At 64.1% G+C, this 17,117-nt stretch carries 15 protein-coding genes; 5 read left to right on the top strand and 10 right to left on the bottom strand.

Annotation, left to right across the window (positions count from 1 at the left end; genetic code table 11):
- Nucleotides 1–83: 83 nt before the first annotated feature.
- Both VSR68_RS14445 and VSR68_RS14440 read left to right on the top strand, forming a co-directional pair.
- A complete protein-coding gene (locus tag VSR68_RS14445) occupies nt 84–1,280 on the top strand; it encodes a phytanoyl-CoA dioxygenase family protein (RefSeq protein ID WP_342940489.1) in 1,197 nt (398 codons plus the stop codon).
- A 43-nt stretch (nt 1,281–1,323) separates the two neighbouring features.
- Complete coding sequence (locus tag VSR68_RS14440) at nt 1,324–2,478, top strand: Gfo/Idh/MocA family oxidoreductase (protein ID WP_342940488.1); 1,155 nt, start codon at nt 1,324–1,326, stop codon at nt 2,476–2,478.
- A 570-nt stretch (nt 2,479–3,048) separates the two neighbouring features.
- Here the strand turns inward: VSR68_RS14440 and VSR68_RS14435 are convergent.
- Nucleotides 3,049–3,315 carry a hypothetical protein gene (locus VSR68_RS14435; protein ID WP_342940487.1) on the bottom strand — a complete coding sequence of 89 codons (267 nt, stop codon included), beginning with the start codon at nt 3,313–3,315 and terminating at the stop codon, nt 3,049–3,051.
- A gap of 710 nt (nt 3,316–4,025) precedes the next feature.
- Between VSR68_RS14435 and VSR68_RS14430 the strand changes: the two genes are divergently transcribed.
- Nucleotides 4,026–4,883 carry a class I SAM-dependent methyltransferase gene (locus VSR68_RS14430; protein ID WP_342940530.1) on the top strand — a complete coding sequence of 286 codons (858 nt, stop codon included), beginning with the start codon at nt 4,026–4,028 and terminating at the stop codon, nt 4,881–4,883.
- A gap of 138 nt (nt 4,884–5,021) precedes the next feature.
- On the opposite strand, the gene glmS is transcribed toward VSR68_RS14430, so the two are convergent.
- The 5 genes from glmS to VSR68_RS14405 all read right to left on the bottom strand — a co-directional run bounded on the left by glmS (nt 5,022) and on the right by VSR68_RS14405 (nt 10,706).
- Nucleotides 5,022–6,839: a glutamine--fructose-6-phosphate transaminase (isomerizing) gene (gene glmS, locus VSR68_RS14425; RefSeq protein WP_342940486.1), complete on the bottom strand. Its 1,818-nt coding sequence runs from the start codon at nt 6,837–6,839 to the stop codon at nt 5,022–5,024.
- Between the two features lie 56 nt (nt 6,840–6,895).
- Nucleotides 6,896–8,257: a bifunctional UDP-N-acetylglucosamine diphosphorylase/glucosamine-1-phosphate N-acetyltransferase GlmU gene (gene glmU, locus VSR68_RS14420; protein ID WP_342940485.1), complete on the bottom strand. Its 1,362-nt coding sequence runs from the start codon at nt 8,255–8,257 to the stop codon at nt 6,896–6,898.
- A gap of 133 nt (nt 8,258–8,390) precedes the next feature.
- A complete protein-coding gene (gene ttcA / locus VSR68_RS14415; RefSeq protein WP_342940484.1) occupies nt 8,391–9,389 on the bottom strand; it encodes a tRNA 2-thiocytidine(32) synthetase TtcA in 999 nt (332 codons plus the stop codon).
- A gap of 3 nt (nt 9,390–9,392) precedes the next feature.
- The gene (locus VSR68_RS14410; RefSeq protein WP_342940483.1) at nt 9,393–9,788 is read right to left on the bottom strand and encodes a dihydroneopterin aldolase; all 396 of its coding nucleotides are present in this window, start codon (nt 9,786–9,788) and stop codon (nt 9,393–9,395) included.
- A gap of 102 nt (nt 9,789–9,890) precedes the next feature.
- Nucleotides 9,891–10,706, bottom strand: a complete 816-nt coding sequence (locus VSR68_RS14405) for an SDR family oxidoreductase (RefSeq protein ID WP_342940482.1) — start codon at nt 10,704–10,706, stop codon at nt 9,891–9,893.
- Nucleotides 10,707–10,719: 13 nt separating this feature from the next.
- Between VSR68_RS14405 and VSR68_RS14400 the strand changes: the two genes are divergently transcribed.
- Together VSR68_RS14400 and VSR68_RS14395 are read left to right on the top strand one after the other, a co-directional pair.
- Complete coding sequence (locus tag VSR68_RS14400; RefSeq protein WP_342940481.1) at nt 10,720–11,913, top strand: class I SAM-dependent methyltransferase; 1,194 nt, start codon at nt 10,720–10,722, stop codon at nt 11,911–11,913.
- Between the two features lie 10 nt (nt 11,914–11,923).
- On the top strand, nt 11,924–12,118 hold the full coding sequence (locus tag VSR68_RS14395) for a DUF2905 domain-containing protein (RefSeq protein WP_090871319.1): 195 nt from the start codon (nt 11,924–11,926) through the stop codon (nt 12,116–12,118).
- Between the two features lie 29 nt (nt 12,119–12,147).
- Here VSR68_RS14395 and VSR68_RS14390 read toward each other — a convergent pair whose 3' ends face one another.
- The 4 genes from VSR68_RS14390 to VSR68_RS14375 all read right to left on the bottom strand — a co-directional run bounded on the left by VSR68_RS14390 (nt 12,148) and on the right by VSR68_RS14375 (nt 17,108).
- On the bottom strand, nt 12,148–13,401 hold the full coding sequence (locus VSR68_RS14390) for a multifunctional CCA addition/repair protein (RefSeq protein WP_342940480.1): 1,254 nt from the start codon (nt 13,399–13,401) through the stop codon (nt 12,148–12,150).
- Nucleotides 13,398–14,045, bottom strand: coding sequence for a glutathione S-transferase family protein (locus VSR68_RS14385; protein WP_342940479.1), 648 nt, complete (start codon nt 14,043–14,045; stop codon nt 13,398–13,400). Before VSR68_RS14385 ends, VSR68_RS14390 begins: the two co-directional genes overlap by 4 nt.
- Before the next feature lie 43 nt (nt 14,046–14,088).
- Nucleotides 14,089–15,045, bottom strand: a complete 957-nt coding sequence (locus tag VSR68_RS14380; RefSeq protein ID WP_342940478.1) for a complex I NDUFA9 subunit family protein — start codon at nt 15,043–15,045, stop codon at nt 14,089–14,091.
- 89 nt (nt 15,046–15,134) lie between these two features.
- Complete coding sequence (locus tag VSR68_RS14375; protein ID WP_342940477.1) at nt 15,135–17,108, bottom strand: lytic transglycosylase domain-containing protein; 1,974 nt, start codon at nt 17,106–17,108, stop codon at nt 15,135–15,137.
- Nucleotides 17,109–17,117 lie beyond the last annotated feature (9 nt).

Genomic DNA, 17,117 nt, shown 5'->3' with positions numbered 1-17,117 from the left:
TTCGATGGTAACGCAGCGCCGCAGTTTGGCGATAAGCTGATTCGAAACATCCGGCAATCAGGTTGCATGGAACGGGAGACGACATGAGCCAGGACCCTCGGCGTTTTGCATCGGGCGCGCGCGCGTGGTTTCGCGAGGCGGACTGTTCCGTCGACGGCTTCGCGACGCTGATCGACACTTCGCGCGAAGCGCATGCACGGCCGCGCTTCGCCGCCGCCATCGAACAGGCGATTCCCGTGTACGACTGCGACGCGCTGCGGCCCGTCGTGGCCGATGCGTCGCGCCGTCCCGAGCTGCTGGCCGAATGGGCGGACGTGTTGCTCGACGGCGCAGGCGTGTTCGTGCTCAAGCGCGCCTACGAAGACACGTCTGCGATCGACGACGCAACCGCGATCTTCGAATCGATCATCCGAAGCGAGCGCAAGGCAGGCGGCGGCGCCGATCACTTTGCGAAGGCTGGCGCGAACGACCGCATCTGGAACGCGCAGGAAAAGCTCTGTCTTGCCGCGCCGGAAGTGTTCGTGCGCTACTTCGCGAATCCGATCCTGATGGCGGCCGCGCAAGCGTGGCTCGGCCCCGGCTATCAGATGACGTCGCAGGTGAACGTCGTTCGTCCGGGCGGCGAGGCGCAACAGGCGCACCGCGATTTTCATCTCGGCTTTCTCACCGTCGACGACGCGCAGCGCTTTCCTGCCCATGTGCATTCGATGTCGGCACTGCTGACGCTGCAAGGCGCCGTCGCGCACAGCGACATGCCCGTCGATAGCGGGCCGACCAAGCTGCTGCCGTTCTCGCAGCGTTATCCGCAGGGCTATGTCGCGTGGCGCCGCGCGGATTTCCGCGAGTATTTCGAATCGCACCATGCGCAGTTGCCACTGCAAAAGGGTGATGCGATCTTCTTCAGTCCCGCGCTTTTTCACGCGGCCGGTTCGAACCGCACGCGCGACGTGCAGCGGATGGCGAATCTGCTGCAGGTGTCGTCGGCTTATGGGCGCGCGATGGAATCGCTCGATCGCACGCGCATGTGCAACGCCGTGTTTCCCGCGTTGCGTGCGTTGCGCGCGCAACGACGCGTCGACGCGACGGAAGCGGCGGCCGTGATCGCGTCGTGCGCGGAAGGCTACGCGTTCCCGACCAATCTCGACCGCAATCCGCCCGTCGGCGGACTCGCGCCCGCGAGCCAGCAACAGATCTTCGCGACGGCGCTCGACGAAAACTGGTCCGACGAAAAATTCGCGGAAGCACTGCGCGATCTCGAAGTCCGCAACGCGACGCACTAGCTGTACGCACTAGTCACGCACTCACTCGAACGACGGAGACGACATGACGATAAGCACCATCGGCAGACGCATTCGGCTCGGACTGATCGGCGGCGGGCCGGGCTCGATCATCGGCGAGACGCATCGCATCGCGGCGCGGCTCGACGGGCACTACGACATCGTCGCGGGTGCGCTGTCCTCCGACCCCGAACGCGCGCGGCAGGCGGCGTCGAATCTCGGCATCGATCATGAGCGCGCGTATCCGTCCTGGCAGCAGATGATCGAAGCGGAAGCCTTGCGGCCCGATCGCATCGACGTGATCGCGGTGATGACGCCCAACGACTCGCATCACGCGATCTGCATGATGGCGCTCGACAACGGCTTTCACGTGATCTGCGACAAGCCGCTGGCCAACGATCTGGCGCAGGCGCGCGAGATCGCGGCGCGCGTCGACGCGACTCACGCGGAGTTCTGCGTGACGTACTGCTACTCGGGCTTTCCGATGGTGCGGCAAGCGCGAGATATGGTCCGCGCTCGCGAACTCGGCGAGATTCGCCAGGTGCATCTGCAATACGTGCAGAGCTATCTGGCCGCGCACGATCTGCCCGCCGGCTGGCGCACGGAAGCGGGACGCGCGGGGCGTTCGCTCGTGCTGATGGATATCGGCACGCACGCGTTTCATCTGGGCGCATACGTCACCGGGCTCGACGTCACGCGCGTATGCGCGGACGTCGGCTCGGCGATTCCCGGCCGAACCATCGACGATTACGTTTCCGCTCTGCTGCGCTATGAGAACGGCGCACGCGGCTCGCTCTGGGTGACGAACGCGGCGGCGGGCTCCGAGCATGGACTGAGCTTTCGCATCCACGGCGACGAAGGCGGACTCGAATGGCATCAGGAAGAGCCGAACCGCCTGATTCATCGCCGGCACGACGGCTTCGAGCAGATCATCACGCGCAGACTCGGCCCGACGATGAGCGAAGGCGCGCAACGCTCGACGCGCATCGCCATCGGCCATCCCGAAGGTTATCTGGAAGCGTTCGCGAATCTTTATACGGAGTTCGCAGAGCGTGTCGCCGGGCGGATCAGCGAAGGCGAACGGGATGACAGGCCTGCGCTCTTTCCCAGCGTCCGCGATGGCGTAAAGGGACTCGCATTCGTCGATGCATCGGTGAAGAGCATGGCAGCGGGCGCGTGGCAGGACGTCGAGCGCGCTTGAGCTATGGATCGTCTGTGCTGAAAAAAGAGCCCTGTTCCGCGGGGGAACAGGGCTCGGTGGATGAGTCATATCGTACAGGCGCGTGGATGCTTGCCGACTGCTGCTCATCACATGAAGCTGTTATTGGTCACGCTTCTTTTTGCTTCGATTTGGCCCCGCGCCTACTCCTTGCTGCTAACCCCAACTGCATTCTGTTGAATCGGTGAATCGACTGCTCGTTTGCCGCTGCTACGACTGCTGTTGCCGACTGCATGACTTCGCTATTGCGGTGCTGCTGCACTGGCGTATTGCTGTACTGCGCTACTGCTGTATTGGCGTATTGCTGTACTGCGCTACTGCTGTACTGCCCTACTGCTATTGCAAACGAGAACTTCAAACTGCTGATCGAATTGCAGGCAACCTACGGTCATGCACGACGCGGAGGGGAACCGCATCGATGGGGCTTGTTGAACCGTCGCTCCATGGAAAGAAGTATAGGAGCGGGCGCGCGCAATCAATTGGCTGAAGCGAGGGCGATTCGTGGCGCTGTTCGCCCGTTTGTTCGCGGACGGCCAGCGGCGCGCGATACGTTCACGTTGCGAAGCGCGTGCTCGCCGCGTGCGAACGGCAGACGCTGCCGAACAGCACGTCCGGATCGGCGCGGTCTTCGTCGGCCGTTTCACTGAGTTCGCGGAACGTCGCGACCAGGCTGTCCCACGAAGCGGACCAGCGGGTTTCTCTCAGACGGCTGCCCGTGCTGTCCGTGATGCGCAGGACGCCCGTGTCAGGAAAAAAAGTGAGCGTAACCGCGATTCCATCGATGACACACGTCGCGGTACAGGGTTTTGCTGCAAGCACGATCGCCTCCGGTTGATGAGTAGTGAGGTCCGCTTTCCTGGCGGGCGCGCAGTAAAGAGCAATGGGCATGCCAATGAAGCACTTGCGGGCCGCGAGGCTTGCTGCGCGCGGCGTGCCAGCGCTCACGCGCGATTCGCGAGCCAGCGTCAAAACGATGAGTGTTGGCCGGCTCCGCACACAATGCGCTCGCACTGCCTTTGGCAGACCGACACTGCGGCACTGCTCTTCACGCACGACCGATTCATCAATCCAGTGTTGTCCAGGGAACAGGCAAATTCCATCATCTGCTGCACATTCACCCGGTACGCATGCATTGCTCAATGCTTTTAACTCATCGATATGTATATGTAGTAGCAGTTAACAAGCGTCGCCGTTTTCTGTGGACAAGCATCAAATCCGCATTGCGTTCAATCGGTTGCGAAACGGATACCCATGCGCATAAGCGTGGGACCCGTGCCCGCAGCCTTGGATAACTTTTCTCATGTTCGAGTGTTCCGCGTGTTTACCCAGAATCCGCCCACAGCAATCGCCTCCGCGATATCCCCATGTTGTCCAGAGCATCGTGTGGACATCCGGATGTCGAGTCCGCGTGATTCACACCGTTCGTCGATTGATCGTTGCACTCTCGCGCGAGGAGCCTATAACGGAATTCATCGCGCTAAATCGCGGCGACGGAATGATCGCGTCGTCGCCGACAGGCATCGCTCGCTATCGTTAGCGTCACGAACGCCATACAGCGTCTGGAGAAAAGCCATATGGAAGAAAGCGAATTCAGCGCCTTCGAACATCGAGGCTGGGAACGGGCCGCGCAGCCTTATCACACGTATTTCGGTAACTTGACCATTCAGTCCCACGGCCCTTTGCTCGACGCGCTGAATGTCCGCCGTGGCGTCCGCTTCCTCGACGTTGCATCGGGCCCCGGCTACCTCGCCGCGTCGGCCGCTCAGCGCGGCGCGGATGCCGTCGGCGTCGACTTTGCCGAATCGATGGTCGATCAGGCGCGGCGCATCTATCCCGCGCTGACGTTCCGGTTCGGCAGCGCGGAAGACCTGCCGTTCCCCGACGAGTGTGTCGACGCTGTCGGCATCAACTTCGGGATGCTGCACTTCTCGAATCCCGAGAAGGCGCTTCTGGAGGCATTCAGGGTGTTGCGGCCCGGCGGCAAGATCGGCTTCACGAATTGGGCGACGCCCGACAAGGCGGCCGGATTCGCAATCGTGCTAAAGGCCATCGAAGCGCATGGCCGGATGGATGTTCAGTTGCCGCCAGGCCCGCCCTTGTTCCGGTTCAGCGACTGGGACGAATGCAAGCGTGTGCTCGTCGAGGCAGGCTTTCTCGACCCACGTGTGCAGGAAATCGGGCTGACCTTGCAGGCGCGAGCGCCCGGCGCGCTATTCGAGATGGTGAGGCGAGGCGGCGTGCGCGTCTCTGCGATCCTGAATGCGCAGACGCCCGAGGCGCTGGACTTGATCGAGAAGACGATCACCGAAGGGGCCGCGCGATATGAGAGCGCCGGCGAGGTTCGGATACCGATGCCGTGCGTGCTGGCCAGCGCGGCGAAGCCTTGAGCGTTCGCGAGCGAACGTCAGGCAATGGAGAAAGCGAGAGCTTGAATTCGAGGCGTTCCGGATACGACCGCCAACATGGCGCCGTATCCGGAACGCTTGCACGACAACAACAACAACATCACCGCAAAGCGGACGGCCTCACTCTACCGTGACCGATTTCGCGAGATTGCGCGGCTTGTCCACGTCCGTGCCGCGCGAGCACGCCGTGTGATACGCGAGCAACTGCAGCGGCACGACGTGCAGAATCGGCGACAGCAAGCCGTAGTGCTCCGGCATGCGGATCACGTGCAGGCCTTCGTCGTTGACGATCTTCGTATCGGCATCGGCGAACACGTACAGCTGGCCGCCGCGCGCGCGCACTTCCTGGATGTTCGACTTGAGCTTTTCGAGCAGCGCGTCATTCGGCGCGACCGTCACGACGGGCATCGCCTCCGTGACGAGCGCGAGCGGCCCGTGCTTCAACTCGCCTGCCGGATACGCCTCGGCGTGGATGTATGAGATTTCCTTGAGCTTCAGCGCGCCTTCCAGCGCGATCGGATAGTGCAGGCCACGGCCGAGGAATAGCGCGTTCTCCTTGCGCGAGAACTCTTCCGACCACGCGATGATCTGCGGCTCCAATGCGAGCACGCTGTTGAGCGCCGCGGGCAAATGGCGCAGATGGCGGATGTAGTCCGCCTCCTGCGTCGCGCTGATGTGGCCGCGCATCTTGCCGAGCGTCGCGGCGAGCACGAACAGCGCGACGAGCTGCGTCGTGAAAGCCTTCGTCGACGCGACGCCGATCTCGCGGCCGGCGTGCGTGAGGAACGACAGCTCGGTCATGCGCACCATCGCGCTCGTGGCGACGTTGCACACCGCCAGCGTGTGCTTGTGCCCCAGCGATTGGGCGTGCTTGAGCGCCGCGATCGTGTCGGCCGTTTCGCCCGATTGCGAAATCACGACGACGAGCGACTTCGGATTCGGCACCGAATCGCGATAACGGTATTCGCTCGCGATCTCGACTTGCGTCGGAATCTTCGCGATCGATTCGAGCCAGTACTTCGCCGTCAGGCCCGAGTAGTAGCTCGTGCCGCACGCGAGAATCAGCAGGCTGTCGATTTCCGCAAACGCCTTCGAGGCGCCTTCGCCGAACAACGACGCATCGAACACATCGGATTGCGGAATCGTGTCCGAGATCGCGCGCGGCTGCTCGAAGATTTCCTTCTGCATGAAATGGCGATACGGGCCAAGCTCGACCGCGCCGCCGTATGCCGCGACCTGACGCACGTCGCGCTCGGCCGGCTTGCCGTCGCGATCGAACACGCGGACCTTTTCGAGCGTCAATTCGCAGACGTCGCCTTCTTCGAGGAACATGAAGCGATCGGTGCTGCCCGCCAGCGCGAGCGCGTCCGACGCGAGGAAGTTCTCGCCTTCGCCGAGGCCGACCACGAGCGGCGAGCCCTGGCGCGCGCCCACCACCGTATGCGGCTGGTCCTTGTGCAGCACGGCGATCGCGTACGCGCCGTGCAGGTGCCCCGTCGCTTCACGCACGGCCGCGAACAGATCGCCCTGATACAGGCTGTGGATCAGATGCGCGATCACTTCCGTATCGGTCTGCGAGATGAACTCGTAGCCCTTGCCGCGCAGCATGTCGCGCAGCGTCTCGTAGTTCTCGATGATGCCGTTGTGGACGATCGCGAGTTCGTTGCGCGAGAAGATCGGGTGCGCGTTGTCGGTGACGGGCGCGCCGTGCGTCGCCCAGCGCGTGTGCGCGATACCCGTCACGCCTTCGAGGCGCGTCTCGCGCACCTGCTCGTCGAGATCCGCGACGCGCGCCACGCTGCGCGCGCGCTTCGGTTCGCCGCCCGCGAGCACGGCGACGCCGCACGAGTCATAGCCGCGATATTCGAGGCGACGCAATCCTTCGATCAGAACAGAAACGATGTTTCGCTGCGCTACCGCGCCGACAATGCCGCACATAATCAATGATCCTTTGCAGAGTTAGGGTCCGCAGCGCACCTCGCACGCGGCTCCCTTCAGCTTTTCTTCTTCGTCGGGCGCACGTAACCCTTCTTGCCCACCTGGGTCTTCTCGTTGAGCACGAGAAGGCCGTCTTCGACGTCCTTCCACACCGTCGTGCCCGCCGCGATCGTCACGCCGCGGCCGACGCGCACGGGGGCCACGAGTTGCGTATCCGAGCCGACGAACACATCGTCTTCGATGATCGTGCGGAATTTGTTCGCGCCGTCGTAGTTGCAGGTGATCGTGCCCGCGCCGATATTCACGCGCGCGCCGACATCCGAATCACCGATATACGACAGGTGATTCGCTTTCGACCCGTGACCCAGCACCGCGTTCTTCACTTCGACGAAGTTGCCGACGTGCGTCTCGTCCGACAGCGCCGCGCCCGGACGCAGACGCGCGTATGGGCCGAGCACGACCTGCGCGCCGATCTGCGCGCCTTCGATATGCGTATAGGCATCGACGCGCGTGCCCGCGCCGATGGTCGCGTTGCGGATCACGCAGTTCGGCCCGATCGACACATTGTCGGCCAGCGTCACCTTGCCTTCGAACACGCAATTCACGTCGATCGACACATCGCGGCCGCATTCGAGCGAGCCGCGCACGTCGATGCGCGCCGGGTCCGCAATCGTCACGCCCGCGACGAGCAGTTCGTCCGCGACGCTGTGCTGATGGATGCGCTCGAGTTCGGCGAGCTGCTGCTTGCTGTTGACGCCGAGCGTTTCCCACTCTTCGTCCGGCTGCGCGGTGACGACATCGAGGCCCGCTTCGATCGCCAGCTCGACCACGTCGGTCAGGTAGAACTCGCCCTGCGCGTTGTCGTTCTTCAGCGACGACAGCCAGCCGTCGAGACGCTTCGTCGGCATCACGACGATACCCGTGTTGATCTCGGCGATCTTCTGCTGCTCCGGCGTCGCGTCCTTCTGTTCGACGATGCGCTCGACCTTGCCGCTCGCATCGCGCACGATGCGGCCGTAGCCGGCAGGATCGTCGAGCGTCACCGTGAGCACGCCGTAGCCGTCGTGGCCGGCGCTATCGGTCAGACGCTTGAGCGTGCCCGCCTTCGTGAGGGGCACATCGCCGTACAGCACGAGCGTCGGCTGCGACGGATCGAGCAGCGGCAAGGCCTGCTGCACCGCGTGCCCCGTGCCGAGCTGCTGCTCCTGCAACGCGAATTGCACATCGGGTGCCGCGACGGCCGTGCGGACCTGTTCCGCGCCGTGACCGATCACGACGACGAGACGCGTCGGATTCAGTGTGCGGGCGGTATCGATGACATGAGCGAGAAGCGGCCGACCGGCCAAGGGATGAAGCACCTTCGGCAACGCGGAACGCATGCGCTTGCCGGTGCCTGCCGCCAGAATCACGATATTCATGACGTGGGCATCTATGACGAGTTTGGAGTGGGCGATTCTAGCACGGTGCGCATGACGGCAACGTTGCCCGGCAGACCGACAAATCCCCGCAAATGCCGGTGGTAAAAGGCTTTGCGGGGATCTGACGAAACTGTCAGAGATCGTGGAATGGCACGAAAGAGATGGTTTGCGACGCGTTTTGTTGCGTGCCGTTCGACGTGGAATCGGTCGAGCACGGCTCGTCGTCGAACGCGATATCGCCTTGCGGATCGGCTTCGCCCGTCGCGCGCAGGCTCGTGAACGGGAACAGCGTGTGGTCCATCAGATGCGACGGCACCACGTTCGACAGCGCGTTGAACATGTTCTCGACGCGGCCCGGGAAACGCTTCTCCCATTCGCGGATCAGCGCCTTCATTTCCGCGCGTTTCAGGTTCGGCTGGCTGCCGCACAGATTGCACGGAATGATCGGGAATTCGCGCAATTCCGCGTATTTTTCGAGGTCCGTTTCCTTCACATACGCAAGGGGGCGGATCACGACGTTCTTGCCGTCGTCCGATTGCAGCTTGGGCGGCATGCCTTTCAGCTTGCCGCCGTAGAACAGGTTCAGCAGCAGCGTCTGCAGGATGTCGTCGCGATGATGGCCGAGCGCGATCTTGGTCGCGCCAAGCTCGCCCGCCACGCGATACAGAATGCCGCGCCGCAGACGCGAGCACAGCGAGCACGTCGTCTTGCCCTCGGGCACGAGGCGCTTGACGATGCTGTACGTGTCCTGATTCTCGATATGGAACGGGATGTCCAGCTTGCTCAGGTACTCGGGCAGCACGTGTTCCGGAAAGCCCGGCTGCTTCTGGTCGAGGTTCACTGCGACGATCTCGAAATCGATCGGCGCGCGCTCGCGCAGACGCATCAGGATGTCGAGCATCGCATAGCTGTCCTTGCCGCCCGACAGGCACACCATCACCTTGTCGCCGTGCTCGATCATGTTGTAGTCACCGATCGCCTGGCCGACCTGCCGCGCAAGCCGCTTGAACAGCTTGTTGTTCTCGTACGCTTCTTTCTGCTCGCGGCGCGTCAGCGCGTGCTTGCGCTCGGCGGCTGCCGCTTCGGCGGCGGCGTTCGCGTCGACGCCCGTCAACGTTTCGGGAGCGTTCATCGCTCAGTCCTCTTTGATCTGGAAGACTTCGACGCCCACGGCATCGCAGTCGGGATAAACATCGGGCTTTTCCGTCGAAAGGCGCACGGCGCGGACCTGCGGATGCGCGAGCAGCGCCTTGGCGAGATCGTCGCAGAGCGTTTCCTGCAGATGGATATGCCCCTGGCTCACGCGCTGTGCGATCGTCGCGCGCATGAAGTCGTAATCGACGACTTCGCGCAGCTTGTCTTCGACGGGCGTCGACAGCGCGAGCGGCACGAACAGTTCGACGTTGATCACCACGCGCTGCTCGCCGCGCTTTTCGAACTCATGCACGCCGATGTTGATGTGCACCTCGTAGTTGCGCAGAAAGAGCCGGCGGCAACCAGCGAGCCGGGGATGAAGCAAAGCGGCAGACATGTTCGTTCCAGTACAAAAGGGCGCGTGCGCAAAAGGGTGCGTGCGGCACGCAGTTGCAATTGGGCGCGCGTTGCGGCGCGCCGGTGAGGCGCGACCTCGCGGTCAGGCGCCCGTCAAAAACATCACATCGCGCGGCAGCGGCACGAGATGCTGGCCGCCGTCGACGACCAGCGTCGTACCCGTGACGCCCCGCGCATCCGCGAGATACAGCGCGGCCGCGACGATATCCTCGATGCGCGACGCGCGGCCGAGCGGCGTGACCTTGTGCGCGGCCGCGAAGCTCTCCGGCGTCTGATCGCCGGATTGCAGCGTGAGGCCGGGCGCGAGGCCGACGATGCGCACCTTCGGCGCCAGCGCCTGCGCGAGCGCGACGGTCGCCGTGCCGAGCGCGGCTTTCGTCAGCGTGTACGACAGGTAATCCGGATTCATGTTGTACAGCTTCTGGTCGAGCACGTTGATGACCGCGCTGCGCAGCGCCTCGTCGTGCCGCGCCGCCTCGGGCGTGACTTCGTGCAGCATCCGCGCGAGCACGAGCGGCGCGCCGACGTTGATCGACGTCAGATGCAGCAACTTCGCGTAGCCGATGTCGAGCGCGGTGTCCTCGTCGAACAGCGACGCGTTGTTCACGATGCACGACGGACGCCCGAGCGCCGCGATGCAATCGGGCACCAGCCGCTCGACTTCCGCCTCGACGGACAGATCCGCCTTCAGCGCGACGGCGCGCTGGCCGAGCGCGGCGATCTCCGCGACCACGTCGTCGGCTTTCGCCTTCGATGAGCCGTAGTGCACCGCCACGTCCCAGCCCGCCGCCGCAAAGCCGACGGCCAGCCCCCGGCCGATCCGGTGCGAAGCGCCCGTGACGAGGACGACGCGCTCGCGTCGGGCGTTGGCGGCGGAAGTGTCGTTCGAGGCGGTCATTTACAATGCAAGGATGAATCCGAAAGCTCACCAACCCGATAGTTTACCTGCTCCCGGCCCGACCGCGCTCGCGCAGTCCGAAGCGCTGGTTTCGCGGATTCGCGCGGAGATCGACGCGAACGGCGGCTGGATGCCGTTCGATCGCTACATGGAGCGCGCGCTGTACGCGCCGGGACTGGGCTACTACAGCGGCGGCGCGATCAAGTTCGGCCGCCGCGCCGAGGACGGCAGCGATTTCGTGACGGCGCCCGAACTGTCGCCGCTCTTCGCCGAAACGCTCGCGCGGCCCGTCGCGCAGGCGCTGGGGGCGAGCGGCACGCGTCACGTGATGGAGTTCGGCGCGGGCACGGGCAAGCTGGCGTCCGGCTTGCTCAATGCGCTTTCGGAGCTTGGCGCGCGGTTCGACAGCTACTCGATCGTCGATCTGTCGGGCGAATTGCGCGAGCGCCAGCGGGAGACGATCGAAGCGCAGGCGCCCGCCATGGCCTCGCGCGTGCGCTGGCTCGACGCATTGCCGGAGCAGTTCGAAGGCGTGGTCGTGGGCAACGAAGTGCTCGACGCGATGCCCGTGCGGCTCTTCGCGCGCAGCGGCGGGCAATGGCATGAGCGCGGCGTCGCATTCGAGAACGGCGCGCTGCGCTTCGCAGACCGTCCCGTTCAGTCGACGCACGATGCCGCGTTCCTGCGCGATCTGGAAATCGACGGCGATGGCGATTACGTGGCGGAGACACACGAAGCCGCACTCGCCTTCACGCGCACCGTCTGCACGATGCTCACGCGCGGCGCGGCGATTCTGATCGACTATGGCTTTCCGCGTCACGAGTACTATCACGCGCAGCGCACGCAAGGCACGCTGATGTGCCACTACCGGCATCGCGCGCACGGCGATCCGTTTCTCTATCCGGGCTTGCAGGACATCACATCGCACGTCGAATTCACCGGGATCGCCGAGGCGGGCGTCGATGCCGGCGCGGATCTGCTCGGCTATACGTCGCAGGCGCGCTTCCTGATGAACGCGGGCATCACGGAAGCATTGAGCGCAATCGATCCGTCCGACATTCCCCACTTCCTCCCCGCCGCGAACGCGGTACAGAAGCTGCTATCGGAAGCCGAAATGGGCGAGCTCTTCAAGGTGATCGCGTTTTCGCGCGGCATCGACGGCACACTCGATGCGTTCGCACGCGGCGACCGTTCGCACACGCTGTGAGGCAAACACGATGATCCGCTGGCTGCTCACCACGTTCGTCGCCGTGGCCGTGCTGTCGGCGTGCTGGCCGTGGCTGCGCAAGCTCGGCATCGGCAGGATGCCGGGCGATGTCACGCTGCGTCTGTTCGGAAAGGAGTATCCGTTTCCGTTCATGTCGACGCTGATACTGTCGATGCTGCTGTCGCTGATCGCCCGGCTGCTCTGATTCACGCGCGCTTAATCACGCGTATTCCCTCACGCATCTTCCGACGGCGCTTCGTTCAACGCCTTCGCGACCGCGCGCACGCGCTCGCGATGCACGGCATCCTTGATCTTCGCAGGCTCGTCCGCATACGCGCTCGCGACCGCGCCCGCATCGACCGCGCGCGCCGCGACGAGCGCCTCGCGCAAGCGCTCGGCCTGCGGATAGGCCGCCGCCTCGAATCCGAGCCGGCCACGTGCGTCGGCTTCGCACGCCTGCAACGCTTCCGCGAAACGCGCGGGCTTGCGCAACGCGTCGCAGCGCTCGAATAGCCGCACGAGTCCCGCCGACTTCGTCTCCATCACGCGATGAATGTTGCCGTGCTCGCGCGCAACCAGCAGCGCGAGATCGCGGCATTCGTTCGGCACGCGCAGACGCTCGCACAACGGCTTGAGCAGATCGACGGTGCGCCCTTCGTGGCCGATGTGGCGCGGAAGAACGTCGTTGGGCGTCGTTGCCTTGCCGAGATCGTGCGTGAGCGCGGCGAAGCGCACCGTCAACGCGTAATTCTGCGCGGCCGCGTGATCGACGACCATCATCACGTGGACGCCCGTATCGACTTCCGGGTGATAGTCGGCGCGTTGCGGCACGCCGTACAGCGCGTCGATCTCCGGCAGAATGCGCGCGAGCGCACCCGATTCGCGCAGCACGTCGAACATCCGCGAAGGCTTCTTCTCCATCAGGCCGCGCGAGACTTCCTGCCACACGCGCTCGGGCACCAGCGCATCGACTTCGCCGGCCTCGATCATCTTGCGCATCAGCGCCATCGTCTCCTGCGCGATGGTGAAATCGGCAAAGCGCGCCGAGAAACGCGCGACGCGCAGAATACGCACCGGGTCTTCGAGAAACGCATCGCTGACGTGCCGGAACACGCGATTCTTCAGGTCCGTCTGACCGTCGAACGGATCGATCACGGGGCCCGTCAGATCGCCGTCCGGCGTCACCTCGCGGGCCATCGCGTTGACGGTCAGGTCGCGCCGCTCGAGATCCTCTTCGAGCGTCACGTCGGGCGCGTAGAAGAACTGGAAGCCGTGATAGCCCGCCGACGTCTTGCGCTCGGTGCGCGCGAGCGCGTACTCCTCATGCGTGTCGGGATGCAGGAAAACGGGGAAATCCTTGCCGACGGGACGAAAGCCCTTCGCGATCATCTGCTCGGGCGTCGCGCCCACCACGACGTAATCGCGATCCTGAACGGGCATGCCGAGCAGCTCGTCGCGGATCGCGCCGCCTACAGCGTAGATATTCATGCGCAGATGTCGTACTTGGCGATGTCATGTCCTTCGCGCAAGGCATCGCTGATCCACGCGTTCACGGCCGGCTGTTCCGTCACGCGGCGCGCGTAGGCGGCCGCCGCTTCCGACAGTTTCGGCTGCCACGTGTTGAAGCGCATCACGACGGGCGCGTACATCGCATCGGCAATCGTGAACTCGCCGAACAGGAACGGTCCGCCATACGTTTCGAGACACTCGCTCCAGATCGCGTCGATGCGCGCGACATCGGCGAGCGCGCCCGGCGTCGCGCCCTTGCCGGCGAACGACGCGCGAATGTTCATCCACATGTTCGAGCGCAGATCGCCGAAGCCCGAATGCATCTCGGCGCTGACGCTGCGCGCGCGCCCGCGCGCGGCGGCGTCGCGCGGCCACATCGCGTGCTGCGGATAGCGCTCGGCCAGCGTCTCGAAGATCGCGAGCGAATCCCACACGGTGACGCCATCGTCGGTGATCAGGCACGGCACTTTGCCCGAAGGCGAATGCGCGAGGATGGACGCTTCCGTCTGCGCTTCGGCCAATGGAATCCGCACTTCTTCGAATGGAATGCCGAAATGCGTGAGCACGAGCCACGGCCGCATCGACCACGACGAATAGTTCTTGTCACCGATAACGAGTTTCATGCTTTACCAGAAGTGAAGTTGAAGGGAACAACGGTTTGTGAGCTCAACGGCCCGCGCTCTCGCGGAACGTGTTGAAGCGCGAGCGGAACGACGAACCCGTCAGATACACGGGCGCGATCGTTTCGATGCTGGCCGGTTCGATATCGAGCTCGGGTGCGAGCGGCGCGCTGAGCACGGCATCGATTTTCATCGAGTCGAGATTGTCGCGCGAGATGACGGGCTCGCCCGGCGCGAGTTCGAACGACAGCGCCTGCAGCCGCGCAAGCGAATCCGGCAGACGGATGATGCGCGCATGCTTGCCGATCACCGAGCCGCAGTACTCGACGAGCGCTTCGAGCGTATAGACGGAGGGCCCGCCGAGTTCATAAGTGCGGCCCGTCGACGCGTCGAGATCCAGCACGTTGACGATCGCTTTCGCGACATCGCCGACAAAGATCGGCTGAAAGCGCGCGTCGGCCTTCGCGAGCGGAATCACGGGGAACACCCGTTGCAGGAACGCGAACTTGTTGAGGAACTGGTCTTCGGGACCGAATACGACGGACGGGCGGAAGATCGTCGACGCGAGCATCGACGACGCGTGAACCGCGCGTTCGCCGTCGCCCTTCGAGCGCAGATACATGCTCGGTCCGCGCGGGTCGGCGCCGATCGCGCTGATATGGATCAGCCGATGCACGCCCTTGCCTTCGCATGCGGAGACGATCTTCGTCGGCAGCTCGACGTGCGCTTTCGCGAACTCGGGGCCATACGGATCGCCGCGATGACCGTGCAGCACGCCGACGAGATTGATCACGGCATCCGCGCCCTCGACGAAGCGGGCAAGCTGGATGGGATCGAATACATCGACTTCGACCACGTCGATGGGAAGCAGTGTGAGATGCCGCGCGTTATAGCGTCTGCGGGTGGCGAGACGCACTGTCTTGCCGAGTTCGACGAGCGCGTTGACGAGGTGACTGCCGATGAAGCCGGAACCGCCGATGATCGCGATGGTTTGATGTCGCATTTTTCGACTCCCTGAAGGAAGCCGCGGCAACGGCTGAAAGTCGGGCGCCGCTGCGTGTGCGTATCACGCGGCGGCGGCCTGGCGCACCGTCATTGCAAGGGCGAGATGTAACCCAGACGCGCCTTCAGCGATTGCGGACGGCCTTCGAACAACGCTGCATAGTAGACCGTGTTGGATAGCACGTTCTTCACGTAGTCGCGCGTCTCCTGGAACGGGATGGCTTCCGCGAAAATCGCGCCTTCGACACCGTGCGGCAACGACGCGCGCCAGTTGCGCGGACGGCCCGGACCGGCGTTGTAGCCGGCCGTGGCCAGCACGGCGGATCCGTCGAATTCATTGTAGATCATCGACAGATAGTTCGTGCCGAGCAGGATATTCGTGTTGATGTCGTTCATCTGCGCGCGTGTAATCGGACCGAGGCCGATCTTCTTCGCGACCAGTTGCGCGGTGCCCGGCATCAGTTGCATCAGGCCGCTTGCGCCGACATCCGAGCGCGCGTTCATGATGAAGCGCGACTCCTGACGGATCAGACCATATGCCCATTCGACGTCGAGCCCGTTCGACTGCGCGTCGCGCTCGACGATATCGCGGAACGGCGACAGAAAGCGCAGCGAGAAATCGTGCTCGCTCTTCGTGCGATCGGCCGTGTTCACCGCGCGGTCGTACAGCTCGATACGGCGCGCGTACTCGGCGGCGGCGATCAGCTGGCGGTCGTTCATGTTGCGCAGCGGCCAGTTCCATTCGCGATTGCCTTCCAGACGCAGATTCAGCGAATAGAACTTCTGAGCAAGCGCGAAGCCCGGTGTCTTGCCCGCCTGCTCGACTTCGGTATCAGAGACGGTCGTCTTCGGCGGCACGATGATCTTCTGGCCGAGTTCTTCGGCGGCGAGCTGGCCGTAGAAGTTGTAGCCCTGTGCAATCGACTCGAATTCCTGGTTCGCGGTCGTCACGTCGCCTGCCTGCTTGAGCGCGCGCGCGTGCCAGTAGACCCACGAGGGCTGGCTGCGCAGCGAAGGCGGCATCTGTTCGATCGACCAGCGTACCATCGTCCAGTCGCCTGCGAGGAGCGCCACGCGCGTGCGCCATTCGTACGCGGGATTCGACAGCGGCGCATTCACCGACAGGCGATACCAGTCGACGGCGCCTGGCATCTGCTTCGCTGCCGCCTGATAGGCAATCGTGCCCCAGCCGATCGCGCGTTCAGGCGAGGTCAGCGACGGCGCGACGGAACCGAACGTTGCGGCTGCCATCGCCGGATCGTTGCGGGCCATGCGCGTGATCGCGAGCAACGCCAGTTGATGCGATTGCGGATCGGCGCCGACGCCGCGCGCGAGCAGCAACGGCGGCGTGCTCGCTGCCTGGTCGAAGAGCGTCGGATCGGGACGATTGTTGCCGAGCGCATCGACGAGCTTCGCGCCCGTGTTCGTCTGATTCTGTTCATACGCGAGACGGATCTGCTGCCAGACGTCGCCGCTGCTGAACTGCTGGTTGATCGCGAGCGAGGTGATCAGATCGACACAGCCGTCGCCGTAGTTTCGCGGCTCGACGAGCAGCGCGCGCGCCGCGTCGGCGACGTTCTCGCCTTTTGCCGCGCGCGATTCGAGCGCGTAGCACTTCACCTGCGTGTCGTCGTCGAGAACGAAGCGCGCGTATTGCTGGTCGAAGTTGCGCCAGTCGTGGCGCGCGCCGAGCACGACGAGGTAGTCGTTGCGCATGCGGTCCGCGATTGCCTGGCCGTCGTAGCGTTGCAGGAACGACAGCACGGGTGCATCGGGCGCGTCGACGCGCGGATGGCCCTGGTTGTCGAACAGCTGCGGCTTCAACTGGAAGTACTCGAGATACGAAGGCGCCGGGTAATCCGGAATCATCGCCGCGAGTTGCGCGGCGCGGCCAGCATCGTTATTGCGCGCGGCCTCGCGCAATTGCACGAAAATCTGGTCGTCGTTGTTGGGTGGGGAAAGCTGAATGGGCTTGACAGCGGAAGCCGTGCTGCACGCGACGAGTGCCGCAGCGGCGAGCGCCAGACTGGCCGCGCGATATACTCGGAAGAGGCGTTTGGACATCGTTATTTC

Origin of the sequence: Paraburkholderia phymatum, assembly GCF_038900715.1 — a bacterium.
Lineage (GTDB): Bacteria > Pseudomonadota > Gammaproteobacteria > Burkholderiales > Burkholderiaceae > Paraburkholderia > Paraburkholderia phymatum_A.
The sequence above is the reverse complement of the archived record's forward strand: the minus strand, read 5'-3'. Positions and strand labels throughout refer to the sequence as shown.

What these genes read in the sequence shown, in the direction of transcription:
- VSR68_RS14445 (WP_342940489.1), top strand. Translation starts at nt 84, where the DNA reads ATGAGCCAGGACCCTCGGCGTTTTGCATCGGGCGCGCGCGCGTGGTTT.
- VSR68_RS14440 (WP_342940488.1), top strand. Translation starts at nt 1,324, where the DNA reads ATGACGATAAGCACCATCGGCAGACGCATTCGGCTCGGACTGATCGGC.
- glmS (WP_342940486.1), bottom strand. Translation starts at nt 6,839, where the DNA reads ATGTGCGGCATTGTCGGCGCGGTAGCGCAGCGAAACATCGTTTCTGTT.
- glmU (WP_342940485.1), bottom strand. Translation starts at nt 8,257, where the DNA reads ATGAATATCGTGATTCTGGCGGCAGGCACCGGCAAGCGCATGCGTTCC.
- ttcA (WP_342940484.1), bottom strand. Translation starts at nt 9,389, where the DNA reads ATGAACGCTCCCGAAACGTTGACGGGCGTCGACGCGAACGCCGCCGCC.
- VSR68_RS14410 (WP_342940483.1), bottom strand. Translation starts at nt 9,788, where the DNA reads ATGTCTGCCGCTTTGCTTCATCCCCGGCTCGCTGGTTGCCGCCGGCTC.
- VSR68_RS14405 (WP_342940482.1), bottom strand. Translation starts at nt 10,706, where the DNA reads ATGACCGCCTCGAACGACACTTCCGCCGCCAACGCCCGACGCGAGCGC.
- VSR68_RS14400 (WP_342940481.1), top strand. Translation starts at nt 10,720, where the DNA reads ATGAATCCGAAAGCTCACCAACCCGATAGTTTACCTGCTCCCGGCCCG.
- VSR68_RS14395 (WP_090871319.1), top strand. Translation starts at nt 11,924, where the DNA reads ATGATCCGCTGGCTGCTCACCACGTTCGTCGCCGTGGCCGTGCTGTCG.
- VSR68_RS14390 (WP_342940480.1), bottom strand. Translation starts at nt 13,401, where the DNA reads ATGAATATCTACGCTGTAGGCGGCGCGATCCGCGACGAGCTGCTCGGC.
- VSR68_RS14385 (WP_342940479.1), bottom strand. Translation starts at nt 14,045, where the DNA reads ATGAAACTCGTTATCGGTGACAAGAACTATTCGTCGTGGTCGATGCGG.
- VSR68_RS14380 (WP_342940478.1), bottom strand. Translation starts at nt 15,045, where the DNA reads ATGCGACATCAAACCATCGCGATCATCGGCGGTTCCGGCTTCATCGGC.
- VSR68_RS14375 (WP_342940477.1), bottom strand. Translation starts at nt 17,108, where the DNA reads ATGTCCAAACGCCTCTTCCGAGTATATCGCGCGGCCAGTCTGGCGCTC.